Source organism: Aurantiacibacter hainanensis (assembly GCF_036321025.1).
Taxonomy (GTDB): Bacteria; Pseudomonadota; Alphaproteobacteria; order Sphingomonadales; family Sphingomonadaceae; genus Alteraurantiacibacter; species Alteraurantiacibacter hainanensis.
In genome coordinates this window covers 1,015,924-1,027,903 of the sequence record NZ_JAZAPB010000001.1, presented here as the reverse complement: position 1 = coordinate 1,027,903, position 11,980 = coordinate 1,015,924, and the positions used below count along the sequence as shown (strand labels likewise).

Genomic DNA, 11,980 nt, shown 5'->3' with positions numbered 1-11,980 from the left:
TTACGCCAAACAGGAACTAGATTTTCGGCTCGCTATTTCGGCTCTCCTTCTTGGCTGCATGTATTACGGTCTCTAGCTCGAGCGAAATCCCGGGTCTCATGGCCTCGAGCATTTCGAGCAGAGTTGCAGCCGGTGGGCGAAGGTCCAACGCGGCCTTAACGCGTTTGGCCAGATCGCGCCTCAGCTTTTCCTGAAAGTCAAAATTAGACGGGCCGTCGTCGTCTAGCCTTCTTCTCTCGAACATGGCCTGTCGCCAGCCCCAGCTCATCAAGCGTGGTAACTTATGACCGGCCTCCAGCAGCGCAGTTTTTGCTTGCCGCATGTTAGAAACTTGTCTCCGCGACACACCGCCCATGCTGGCAATTTCGCTGATTGAGCCGAAGTCTTGGAGCACGGCCCTCCAAGCGGCATCTTGCCGGTCGGCTCCACTAATGTTGAGCCGGTCTTTCTTGTTTTCCGCGAGGCTTAAACTTTGAGCCCAAAGGACGCGGGGAAGCCCTCTCTCAGGAGAGGTGAACGGCCTCACCGGAATAGCGGCGTGCCAGCCGGTCCGCTGGTAGGCTTCGATACGATGGTGGCCATCAAGGAGATACCACTTATTGCCAAAAGCTGCGACGCTGACTGGGTCGAGAGCTCCATCACTCCGTATTGCCTTCGATAGGTTCTCGACGTGTTTGGCGCTCTGCCCGGGAGAAAAGGCCAAGCTGTCATAACGAACCTGAAAGACAGCCGGGGCTTGGTTGATCTCGTCGAGCTGGAGTTCGGACGGCTCGGCTTCGAGTAGTTCGGTCGTCATGCGATCAAGTGTGACAAGCGTGTCAGCTTCATGCTTCCACGCCATCCGATTGGGGGCGTCGACACCATTCAAGGTCAGGTCCAGTCTATGAAAAAGACCTATGCAGTGTGCATAGGCACACGCGCTGATACGCTTTGGGCCAAGTTTCCGCAAGAGCCAGAAGCTTTGGAGAACAACCAGTTAGGTCGCTAGTATGACCTGACGGACCTTCGCCGCATCCCAAGGCCCTCCGCGGCGGGTCTTAACACCTTGCTCTGTCAGATAGGAGGCGATTTCCCGCAGGCTTTTCGCCCCCTCTTGCCTAGCCTCTGTGATAGCGGGCGAAACGCGTTCGACGAACTCTGCAGCTCTGCGCTGGCGCTCAGCGAGGCCATGAGCTGGGTCGACTTTGCGACCTCCGCGATAGCCCCCAAGCTGGACGCCTCGCGCCTTTGCCGCACTGAGGGCAGCCTTCGTCCGTTCTGAGATCAGTCCAGCCTCGAGCTCGGCCACTCCAGCCATCTGGTTGATGATAAAGCGACCCATCGCCCCTTTAACCTGCGGCAAGTCGCAGAACGCCACCTCTACGCCGCTCTCCAAAACAGTGTGGAGAAACCGAACGTTCCTCGCGAGCCGGTCGAGTTTGGCTACCAAGAGTGTGGCCCCAGTAAGTTTTGCGTGGGCGAGCGCCTTCGCGAGCTCCGGCCTATTGTTACGCTTGCCGCTCTCCACTTCGACGTATGTTGGTGCGAGAAGGTTATCCCCTGGCCCGACGAAGGCTCTAATTGCCTGCTCTTGAGCATCCAGCCCCAATCCTGAGCGGCCTTGCTTTGCTGTCGATACACGGGCGTAGGCGACGAATGTGGTCATTGTGTATGCTTTCAGTCAACGGACGTTGTCAGAAATCATACAGAAAAACCTCATTCCCGCAACCGCTTTGGACCACGGCGGGCGCGGGATTGTCGGGGGTCCAAAAAATGGAACCGTTGACGCTCGCTTTTGGAATAGGGTCCCATATCTCGGCGCATAAGGTCCCATGAGCGGCGCTATGAGCTGACCTCAAAAATTCCGGTAAAGCCAACGCTCTGTTGTTGTTCTCGGCGATGCGACGTGGTGTGGTTGTTTCGAGATGTTTGAAGGGATTGCAGGTGAGCTCTGAGGCGACCAAACCGCTCCGGCGACTATATTTCGGCGATAACCTTGAGGTGATGGGGCGGCTGCCCGATGGGTTAGTCGGCCTTGTTTATCTTGATCCGCCCTTCAAGTCGGATGAAGATTACAACGTCTTCTTTGAGAATGAAGAGCTCGATGTTGATGAGGCCCAGTGGACCGCCTTTAAAGATACTTGGATATGGGATGAGGCGGCGGACGAGGCGCTAGAGCGCGTTCGTGAACGCGGCGCGGTAAGGCTTGTCACTCTGGTAGATGCGCTCAGGGAAAGCTTGGGTCGTTCTCCAATGATGGCATATTTGGTGAACATGGCTGCTCGCCTGATCGAAATTCACCGGATCATGAAGGCAACAGGATCGCTCTATCTTCATTGCGATCCCACCGCGTCCCACTATCTCAAATTGGTCCTCGACGCGATATTTGGACCCAGCCGCTTCCGCAGCGAAATCGTTTGGAGACGCACGGGGAGCCATGGGAAGGCCAAGAGATGGGCTCCCATACACGACATAATTTTTTACTACACAAAGTCTGATGAATTCGTTTGGAACCCACCTCGACGGCCATACATGCTTGGTCACGTGAAGGAACACTTGGTTCGTGGTGCAGACGGAAAGTATCGCACCGACTACTACGGCAATGTGCTGACGGGAAGCGGCACGCGGACCGGCTCATCCGGTGATAGTTGGCGGGGCTTCAATCCGACAGCAAAGGGTCGCCATTGGGCAATTCCCAAATCTATCTGGGAAGGGTTCGCTGAAAAGCCTGACATCTCAGATCTGTCGACCCCCGAGAAATTGGAGCTACTTTACAAAGAGGGGTTGATCACCATCACTCCCGGCGAAGCTTGGCCGTTGCCCAATATGGAAGTTGACCCCACTAGAGGCGTCGCTGCTTCTGATATTTGGGCATTCCAGCCTTACACATCTGGCACGGTGTTCGGCACTACCGATGGAATAGACGAAGATGTTAGGTGGCTTTCCACTCGCGCAGCTGAACGGTTGGGATATCCAACTCAGAAGCCCCTCTCCCTGCTGACGCGAATTATCGAGGCAAGCTCAAATCCCAATGACGTGGTTTTCGACCCTTTCTGTGGTTGCGGCACCACAATCGAAGCCGCCGAGCGTCTGGGGCGCCAATGGGTAGGAATCGACATTTCGTCGTTTGCTATTCAATTGATCAAACGAACAAGGTTGGGAGGCTCGTTTCCAGACCTTCAAGAAGGCATTGGAAAGGACTACGAAGTCAATGGGCTACCACAAGATATCAAAGGAGCTGAATTGCTCGCCCTGCGAGATCGGAAGGCCTTTGAGATATGGGCAGTAACTACGGTCGACGGCAAGCCGAATGAGAAAAAAGGCGCTGACGGAGGCGTAGATGGTCGCATACCGTTCAAACCGAATGGCTACAAAAAAGCAGCGAAGTGGGCTGTGGTCTCGGTAAAATCCGGCAAGTCTCAGCTTTCAGACCTTCGCGATCTTCACGGTGTTACCCGCGACGATAACAAAAGCATGGGATTTGGGGTATTCGTGTGCCTGAACAAGCCAACTGCGAAGATGAAAGAATTCGCTCGCAAGGCCGGTAAAATCGAGGTCCACGGCGTAAAATATGACGCTCTTCAAATCCTGACAGTTGAGGAAATTCTGGAAGGCGAAAGGCCCAGGTTGCCCTATGTCGATCCAACCGTGATTTACAAAAAGGCCGCTGGCGCCAGCAAGCAGTCGTCATTCCTGTAAGTCACCCTTAGTTGGCTGCTGCTCCTGCTTTCCGCACTTGAAGAAGGTGCAAATGCAGAGCACATACGCCAAAGTGAAGCTTACGAGAAACGGCGGAAATCCGTTTGTTTTGAACTTCAGGGTGTGGGTCCTCTTCTGGCACCATTTCAGCAAATTCCGACCTTCTCGCCCAAATCCCGCCTTGCGCGATGCAGTCTTCGCTTCCCCGTGCAACAAACGTCGAGGCGCCAAAAAGTTGGCGGCGGCAACCCGTTAGGGTGCCGCCGCCCAGGGCCCCAGGTTTCTCCCTCTAGTAGCCCAGGATCAGTGAAACGCTGGCCGCTCGCGGAGCGCCGATCTGGGCGAAGCCGAAGCCGTCCAGCGAGCCGCCGAAGAAGCCGATGTAGTATTCATCGAAGATGTTGGTGACGTTGAGCTGCAATGCGGCGGTGGTGCCGTTGCCGAACTCGGCGATGTTGTAGCGCAGGTCGATGTCGACCAGCGTGTACGAGGGTGCCTTGTCGGTGTTGAGGTCGTTGATCCAGCGTGGGCCGGTGTGCTTGGCCTGCAGGCCCACTTCCAGGTCGCCGATGAACGCCTGGGCGCGGCCGCCGAAGCTGTAGCTCGGCGTGCCCGATTCCTCGTTCCCACCGGTCGGCAGGAAGACGGGATTGCCGGCATCGTTCACGCCTGTCTGGACGTCGTCCTTGATCTCGGATTCGTTCAGCGAGCCGAAGACGTACAGCAGCGTGTCGTCGGTAGGCGCGTAGGATACCGAGGCGTCGAGACCGTACTTGTCGACGCGGCCCAGATTGCGGAACACCACGGCCCCTTCGCCGTTGCGCGCCGTCGGGTCGAAGGCCGAAGCAAGGCGGTTCGAATAACGGGTGTACCAGCCGGCGATCTGCGCCTGCATGCGGCCGCTGGTGTAGCGAAAGCCCGCATCGAAGCTGTCGGTGGTTTCCGGAACCGGGCGGGCACGCTGGTCTTCGGGAATGTAGAGCGAATCGTAGAGCGGGTCGGTGCCCGGCACCGAGATGCCCATGTTATAGTTGCCGAAGGCCGATACCGCGTCGGTGATCTCGTAGACGAAGCCGACCGAGGGCAGCAGCTTGTCATAGTCGTATTCGCGCGAGATCGGCGGCACATAGTCGGGATTGGCCGCTTCGTATGCGGCTAGATCCTGACCCGGGTTCGGGCAATCGACGAAGCCGTTGTCCGACGTGGTGTAGCAATACTGGTTCAGCTCGCGGGTGAAGAACGGCAGGCGCAGGCCGGCGACCACGTTGAGGTCGCCGAAGTGGCCGGCATATTCCGCCGAGAGCTGGTTCAGGATTGCGTAGGACAGGCGATCGCGCTTGTTCACCTCAATGCCGTTGACGTCGAGCAGCGGGCTGTCGATCGCGTAGACGTCGAGGGGTTCGCCGTTCTCCAGCATGGTGGTGATCTCGCCGGTCTGGCGGTGCCGGGCGTGATCCAGCGTATAGGCCGCGCGCACGCTATGGTCCGCGTTGATCTCGTAGATCAGGTTGGCCACCACGCCGAAGCGGTCGGTGCGGGTCTGGCTGGGGTCGTTGCCAGCGATGCGGTCGAGCATGTCGCCGTCGCCGTTGAGGTCGCGCCCGAAGTAATAACCGCCGTTGAACGCCCCGGTGAGTTCCGAGGTCGTTCCGTCCGGCACGAAAAATGCCTCGCGCAGGTCGTCGGGACCGCCGCCGTTGGCCTTCACGTACTGGTAGCTCGCATCGAGCGCGAAGGTGAGCTGGTCGGTGAGGGTGAACAGCGAGTTCGCGCGAAGGTTGCCGGTGCGCGAGGGGTTGTAGCGGCGATAGAACGCCGCGCCGCAACCGTTGCGATCGTCGTAGCGTTCGGATTCGCCGTTCGTGCCGCCGCCGCCGAGAAGGACGTTGGAGGGGACGGTGCAGGGGAATTCGCCGCTGAAACGGTAGAGTTCGAAGCGTGCTTCGCCAACGGAGAGGCCGGTCTCTTCCTCCAGAGCTTCCTGAACGTCACCGTCCGAAAGCGCGACGAGTGCGCCCAAGCTTTCCGAGCCGGCGAAGTTGTTGACGTTCTCGTTGAAGTGGCCGGTCAGCGAGATGAAGTCGCCGTTGCTGCCAAGGTCCTGCCAGATGCGGGCGTTGACCTGCGTCTTGTCGATCTCGCCGTACGGATTGTAGGGCACGCCATAGTTCGTGTAGCTGATCGCGCCGAACATCTTTAGGCCGTTGCCGGTAATGTCGCCGGTGTCGATCATCGCGAAACCGCGATAGTAATCGGTGTTCTCGGAATTGCTGGCCAGCACCTGGCCGTAGGTGGCCGTCGCGGTGACGGCGGCGAAGTCCGAAGGCTCACGCGTGCGGATGTTGATCGTGCCACCGGCGGCAGAAGCAGTCGGGCTGTCGACGTCGGTGGTGCCGAGGTTGACGTTGATCGAGGACAGGACCTCGGTGTCGACCTGCTGGTTGGTGTAGAGCGCGTAGTTGCCGCTGTCGTTCAGCGGAATGCCGTCGAGCGTTTGCGAGACGCGGTCCGCCCCGAAGCCGCGGATCGTGAAGCCGCCGCCGGACGAACCCCAGGGGTCGTTGTTCTGGAAACTGACGCCGGGCACGAGGTTGACGATGTCGTTGAGTGACTGGCCTGGACGCTGGCGGCGGATGATTTCCTCGTCCAGCACCTGCTTTGCGCGGGGTGTTTCGGGGATCTGTACGCCGCCGACATCGCGGTTCACCGCGCCGGTGACGATGATCGTGCTCTCTTCGAAATCGGTGGAGCCCGTCGACTGGGCGGCTGCGGGGCTGGCCAGGGCGACAGCAACAAGGCTGATGCCGCTCGCCGCGAGGAGATAGCGGAGTTTCATGTCAGGAATGTCCCAAGAAAGGTGTGAATCGGAGCCGTCTGGCTTGCCGCGTTCCCCCTAGCTTTCGATCCCAACAGTTTTTTTGCACCCGCGTGTCATCCGGCCCGCTGGCGAACCCGTCGCGGACACATTTGGTGCATTGCAGCATTCGGCATGCAGCCTGTTGCTGCATTGCAACAGGAATGGGGCGGATTCGGAAAGGGGCCGGGCTGCTTTCCCGGCTTTCGGGTGGCTCAGGCCAGCCCGATCTCGCGCAGCCTTTGCAGCAGGTAATCGTGCGCAAGGATCGGGGGCTGCGGTTCCTCTCCGGGCTCGACGCAGCTCTCCAGCGGCTCGATCAGGAAGTCGGGCCGGAAATGCAGGAAGAACGGCATGGAATAGCGCGAGCGCCTGGCCGCCTCGCCAGTGGGGTTGACCACGCGGTGAGTGGTGGACCGGAGCCTGCCGTTGGTGAGGCGATCCAGCATGTCGCCAACGTTCACGGCCAGAGCGCCGGGCGGCGGCGACACGGGTATCCAGTTGCCCCGCCTGTCCAGCAATTCCAGCCCCGCTTCCTCCGCGCCAAGCAGCAGGGTGATGGTGTTGATGTCACCATGCGCCGCCGCACGGATCGCCCCCGGCGCCGCATCGGCGGGCAGGGGCGGGTAATGCAGCAGCCGCATCACCGAGTTGCCATCCTTCACGCTGTCCTCGAACCAGTCGGCATCCAGGCCCCGGTGGAGGGCGATCGCGCCCAGGATCAGCGATCCGGTGTCCTCGAAGGCATGAAAGAGGCGTTCGAAGGTGTCGCGGAAGCCCGGCACCTCGGCAGGCCAGATGTTCGGCTGCATGTAGCGGGAAAGCGGGTGATCGGCGGGCAGGCTGCGGCCGATGTGCCAGAATTCCTTGAGGTCGTGAACCTCGGCATCATTGGCGATCTCCGTCCCGAACGGCGTATAGCCGCGCGCACCGCCGCCGCCCTCGACATGATAGCCATGCTTCACGTCAGCGGGCAGGGCGAAGAATTCGCGCGCCATTGTCTCGGCTCGGTCGATCAGGTCCTGCGGGATCGTGTGATCGCGCACGATGGCAAAGCCGTACTCGGCGAAGCTTCGCCCCAGCTCGTCTGCGATTTCCGGCAGCGGGCGGGCGAGCGAAATGGTGGCGATCGAATCCATGGGCGAAATCCTTACAGCGGCAGCAGCAGCCCGGCGAGGGCCGCGCTCATCAGGTTGGCGAGTGAACCGGCGGCGAGCGCCTTCAGCCCCAGCCGGGCGATCACGGGCCGCTGGTTGGGAGCGAGACCTCCGGTGACGGCCATCTGGATGGCGATGGAACTGAAATTGGCAAAGCCGCACAGGGCGAAGGTGACAATGGCGGCTGAGCGCGGGCCCAGCGTCCCGTCTTCCAGCGCGCCAAGGTCTATGAAGGCGACGAATTCGTTGAGCACGATCTTGGTGCCGAACAGGCCTCCCGCCGTTCCCGCCTCCGCCCAGGGCACGCCGATGAGATACATGATCGGAGCGAACACCCAGCCGAGGATCTGCTGGAAGGACAGGTCGGGCACGCCGAACCATCCGCCCACGCCGCCGAGGATGCCGTTGGCAAGCGCGATCAGGGCAACGAACGTCAGCACCATGGCTCCGACCGCCACGGCCAGCCGCAGGCCGGTCTGCGCGCCCTGCGCCGCGGCTTCGATGATGTTGGCGGCGCGGCCATCGGCATCGAAATGCGCGGCCACCTCGACCTCGTGCGGCAGTTCGCCGCCCTCGGTTATCGCGGCTGGGCCTTCGGCGCTGATCCGGCTGCGCGGCAGAGTCAGCTCGCCCTCCGCCTCGGGCGAAGCCTCCTCTGTATCGGGCATGATGATCTTGGCCATCAGGATGCCGCCGGGCGCGGACATGAAGGCTGCGGCCAGCAGCACGGGAAGGTAGCTCGCGCCCAGCAGCCCGGCGTAGGCGGCCAGGATCGTGCCGGCCACGCCCGCCATGCCCACGGTCATCAGGGTGAACAGTCGCGAGGGCGAGAGCGCAGCGAGATACGGGCGCACGACCAGCGGACTTTCGGACTGTCCGACAAAGATGTTCGCAGCAGAGCCGAGCGATTCCACCTTTGATATGCCGGTGATCCAGCCGATCGCTCCGCCAAGCCAGCGGACCAGCCGCTGCATCACGCCCAAGTGATAGAGGATCGACACCAGCGAGGCGAAGAACACGATCACCGGCAGCGCGCCCAGCGCGAAGGTGTCGGACAGCGGATTGGCATCGTTGCTGCCGAACAGGAACTGCGTGCCGGCATCGGCATAGGAAAGCAGCGCGGCCACGCCGTTGGCCATCGCCTGGATCATCGCCGCGCCCCATTCGGTCCGCAGGACAAGGGCCGCGATCCCGGCCTGCAGGGCGAAGGCCGAGGCCACGACGCGCAGCCTGATGCTTCGCCTGGCACTGGACAGCACAACCGCGATCAGCAGGATCACGGCGATCCCCGCAAGCGAAACAAACTGGGGAGGCACGCATACTCCTGTGGCTGTGCGGGCCGTCATCTTGCCCATGGCAAGACGCGGTTCAAACGAATTCTCGGCAGCAGTCTTTCAATTGCCATCCGGCTTGAATAGCGAACCGGAATGGACCGTACGCTGCCCGTCGAATCGCCGCCACGATCTCTCTTCGTATTCGCCATGCTTTACGGCGGGATGACGGTGATCGCGGGCGTGCTGGCCTACAAGCAGTTCGCCATTGGTCCGCTGATCGTCGAGAGCGGAATTCTCGCCTTCCTGCTGCTGGTCGTCATTTCCAGCGCCGTGTCGCAATTGCATGGCAAGGCCACGGCGGACCGGATGGTGCTGTGGGGGTTCCTTCCGCTGGCGGCCTCGATCGCCCTGATCGGGCTGGTTCTGGTCCTTCCGCCTTCGCCCGACATGCCCACGGAAAATCTGGCCGCCTTCGAGCGGGTGCATGCGCAGACCCCGCGCATCATGGCGGCGGGACCGGTGGCCTACGGCATCTCGCTGCTGCTCAACGTGTGGATTTTCGACAGGCTGCGCGGCCGGGCCGGAGAGGGAAGCGGGTTCCGTCTGATGGCGCGCGGTGCCATCGCATCGGCCATCAGCCAGGCGGTGGACACGCTGATCTTCATCACGCTGGCATTCTATGGCGAGTTTCCGATCGGCGGCCTGCTGGTGGGGCAGGCCGTGACCAAGGTCGTCCTGTCCTTCGTGCTGGTGCCTTTCCTCATCGTCGGCGCGATTGCAGTGGCGCGACGGCTCGACGCACGGCAAGGATGGATCGCGCAATGAGTGACACGGACGAACTGGTGAAGGCCGCACTGGATGCGCGCGGGAAGGCCCATGCGCCCTATTCCGATTTCCTCGTCGGGTGCGCCGTGGAAAGCACGCAGGGTGTCATCGCCCTGGGCGCGAACATGGAAAACGCCTGCTACCGGCTGGGCGTGTGTGCCGAGCAATCGGCGCTGGCGGCGGCGCAGATCGCCTTCGGGCTGGAGAACGTCGCGCGGCTGGCCGTGGTCGGTGGTCCGCGCTTCGCCGCCAGCGACGAGGGAGAGCCGGTGATGCCCTGCGGCGGATGTCGACAGGCAATCATGGAGGCCGCCACCCTATCGGGCCGGGACATCGCGGTCGTCTGCTGCGATCACAGCGGCAGGCAACGCGTGACGACGACCATCGGTGCGCTGCTGCCCTCCGCCTTCACTCTGACCAGCGGCTGATCACGCTTCGGCCAGCGAGCCCGGCCTGCCGTGGTCCACCGCCATGCGCATGCGGGTGCGGATCTCCGCCCCGCGTTCGGTCACGCTGTCCAGCGTCCTGTATTCGGTAGTCCAGACATCGGGCGTCACGTCGCAGATCACGTAGCCGCGCCGGGCGTTATGCCATTTGAGTTGCGGGTTTTCCTGCTGGATGGCGGCGGTGTCCGCGCGCTGGTCCACGCCGTTCCCGCCTGACGAGATCGACGTGGTGACGAATTCGGTCGCGATCGGGCGTGCGTCGGGCCGCTGGCCGTCGAGGTGCAGTTCGCCCGCGTAGTTCTGGTGCTCGTCGCCCGTCAGCACGACCACGTTGCCGCGGCCCTGTTCGCGCACGGTTTCCAGCAGGCGGCGGCGCGGTTCGCGGTAGCCGGCCCAGCTGTCGAGGTTCTCGGTGCGCACCTCTCCCGGCGTCCGGTCGAGGTCCATCATCATCACCTGTTGCGCCAGCACCTGCCAGCGCGACTGCGACTGCCGCAGCCTCTCGAAAAGCCAGCTCTCCTGCGCGCGGCCCAGCACCTCTGCATCGCGGCGGCCTATCGTGTCGCAGGGCTGGCCCCACCGGTCTTCGCACGGCTGGTCGCTCCGGTATTGCCGCGTGTCGAGGAGGTTCAGGTCGAGCAGGTCGCCATAGCTGGCCTGGCGATAGAGCCGCATGGCAGGCCCCACGGGCATGGACGATGCGCGCAGCGGCATATGCTCGTAGTAGGCCTGCATCGCCGCCTGCTTGCGCAGTGCGAATATGGCCGCAGGCGTTCCGTCCTGGTCGATCTCGGCCGTCCAGTTGTTGTCGATCTCGTGGTCGTCCCAGGTCATGAACCAGGGGGCTGCGGCATGCGCCGCCTGGAGATCGGTATCCATGCGCGTCTGGGCGTAGCGGCGGCGATAGTCGCCTAGCGAATAGAGCTCGTCCCCGGCGTATTGCCGTACGTTCTCGATCGGGCCCATCTCCCCGCCGTTCCAGACGCGGTTCGACCGCCCTTCGTAGATGTAGTCGCCGTAACAGAAGACGAATTCGGGGTTCTCTGCCGCGAGGTGTCGATAGGCGGTGTAATAGCCCTGCTCGAAGTGCTGGCACCCGGCGACGCCGAAGCGCAACCTTTCGACGGGCGCGCCTGCGGTGGGCAGCGTGCGGGCCTGTCCCCACAGGCTGCGCTCGCGCCCGGCCGTGAAACGATACCAGTAGGGGCGACCCGGTTGCAGGCCCGCGACTTCCACGTGGACCGCGTGGCCAAGTTCGGGCCGGGCGAGAGCCGTGCCGGTCTGCACGATTTCGCGGAAGACTTCGTCCGCGGCGACTTCCCAGCCCACTTCCACGGCGGCTGCGGGCATGCCGTAATCGATGTCGAGGGGGTCCGGCGCCAGACGCGTCCAGATGACGAACCCGTCCGGGGCCGGATCTCCCGATGCGACGCCCAGTTGAAAGGGATAGGTGCGGAACACCGGCGAGGCGAGCAGCGGGCCTGCCTGCACGAGCGCCATTGCGGCTACCGCGCCGCCGCCGAAGCGTTGAAGCAGGTGCCGGCGGGAAAGTTCCAGTCGTTTGCCGAGCAGGTCCGACATGCGATTCGCGCTTTCTTGAGAGTGGACGACGCGTGCCCCGTGCCCCGCGCTTGTGAAGCCATTCTTACATCGCGCTGATTTTTGTGCGCATAGTCCGGACCGTCGGGCCCCTGCGAGGTCGTCGTTCTGTCTTTCCGGGCACCAATGCCGCCGCGCCTGCGTTTC

General features: G+C 62.2%; 9 protein-coding genes. 3 read left to right on the top strand and 6 right to left on the bottom strand.

Annotated features, from left to right (window positions below; all coding sequences use genetic code 11):
• Positions 1–16 precede the first annotated feature (16 nt).
• Together AAA989_RS05120 and AAA989_RS05115 are read right to left on the bottom strand one after the other, a co-directional pair.
• The gene (locus AAA989_RS05120; protein ID WP_338241611.1) at positions 17–796 is read right to left on the bottom strand and encodes a ParB N-terminal domain-containing protein; all 780 of its coding nucleotides are present in this window, start codon (positions 794–796) and stop codon (positions 17–19) included.
• A gap of 180 nt (positions 797–976) precedes the next feature.
• Entirely contained in the window at positions 977–1,645 is a 669-nt protein-coding gene (locus AAA989_RS05115) for a recombinase family protein (RefSeq protein ID WP_338241610.1), read from the bottom strand.
• Between the two features lie 278 nt (positions 1,646–1,923).
• On the opposite strand from AAA989_RS05115, the gene AAA989_RS05110 reads away from it, so the two are divergent.
• Entirely contained in the window at positions 1,924–3,678 is a 1,755-nt protein-coding gene (locus AAA989_RS05110) for a DNA methyltransferase (protein ID WP_338241609.1), read from the top strand.
• 289 nt (positions 3,679–3,967) lie between these two features.
• On the opposite strand, the gene AAA989_RS05105 is transcribed toward AAA989_RS05110, so the two are convergent.
• The 3 genes from AAA989_RS05105 to AAA989_RS05095 all read right to left on the bottom strand — a co-directional run bounded on the left by AAA989_RS05105 (position 3,968) and on the right by AAA989_RS05095 (position 9,005).
• Positions 3,968–6,514, bottom strand: coding sequence for a TonB-dependent receptor (locus tag AAA989_RS05105; protein ID WP_338241608.1), 2,547 nt, complete (start codon positions 6,512–6,514; stop codon positions 3,968–3,970).
• A 233-nt stretch (positions 6,515–6,747) separates the two neighbouring features.
• Positions 6,748–7,671: an isopenicillin N synthase family dioxygenase gene (locus AAA989_RS05100; protein ID WP_338241607.1), complete on the bottom strand. Its 924-nt coding sequence runs from the start codon at positions 7,669–7,671 to the stop codon at positions 6,748–6,750.
• Positions 7,672–7,682: 11 nt separating this feature from the next.
• Positions 7,683–9,005, bottom strand: a complete 1,323-nt coding sequence (locus AAA989_RS05095; protein ID WP_338241606.1) for a NupC/NupG family nucleoside CNT transporter — start codon at positions 9,003–9,005, stop codon at positions 7,683–7,685.
• 111 nt (positions 9,006–9,116) lie between these two features.
• Between AAA989_RS05095 and AAA989_RS05090 the strand changes: the two genes are divergently transcribed.
• The gene (locus AAA989_RS05090) at positions 9,117–9,788 is read left to right on the top strand and encodes a queuosine precursor transporter (RefSeq protein WP_338241605.1); all 672 of its coding nucleotides are present in this window, start codon (positions 9,117–9,119) and stop codon (positions 9,786–9,788) included.
• Positions 9,785–10,216, top strand: a complete 432-nt coding sequence (locus AAA989_RS05085) for a cytidine deaminase (protein ID WP_338241604.1) — start codon at positions 9,785–9,787, stop codon at positions 10,214–10,216. The genes AAA989_RS05090 and AAA989_RS05085 overlap by 4 nt, the downstream gene beginning before the upstream one ends.
• On the opposite strand, the gene AAA989_RS05080 is transcribed toward AAA989_RS05085, so the two are convergent.
• The gene (locus AAA989_RS05080; protein WP_338241602.1) at positions 10,217–11,815 is read right to left on the bottom strand and encodes an alkaline phosphatase D family protein; all 1,599 of its coding nucleotides are present in this window, start codon (positions 11,813–11,815) and stop codon (positions 10,217–10,219) included. It lies immediately after the preceding gene.
• Positions 11,816–11,980 lie beyond the last annotated feature (165 nt).

Bases quoted from the DNA above. Each gene is read 5' to 3' on its own strand.
- AAA989_RS05120 (WP_338241611.1), bottom strand. From the start codon at position 796: ATGACGACCGAACTACTCGAAGCCGAGCCGTCCGAACTCCAGCTCGAC.
- AAA989_RS05115 (WP_338241610.1), bottom strand. From the start codon at position 1,645: ATGACCACATTCGTCGCCTACGCCCGTGTATCGACAGCAAAGCAAGGC.
- AAA989_RS05105 (WP_338241608.1), bottom strand. From the start codon at position 6,514: ATGAAACTCCGCTATCTCCTCGCGGCGAGCGGCATCAGCCTTGTTGCT.
- AAA989_RS05100 (WP_338241607.1), bottom strand. From the start codon at position 7,671: ATGGATTCGATCGCCACCATTTCGCTCGCCCGCCCGCTGCCGGAAATC.
- AAA989_RS05090 (WP_338241605.1), top strand. From the start codon at position 9,117: ATGGACCGTACGCTGCCCGTCGAATCGCCGCCACGATCTCTCTTCGTA.
- AAA989_RS05085 (WP_338241604.1), top strand. From the start codon at position 9,785: ATGAGTGACACGGACGAACTGGTGAAGGCCGCACTGGATGCGCGCGGG.
- AAA989_RS05080 (WP_338241602.1), bottom strand. From the start codon at position 11,815: ATGTCGGACCTGCTCGGCAAACGACTGGAACTTTCCCGCCGGCACCTG.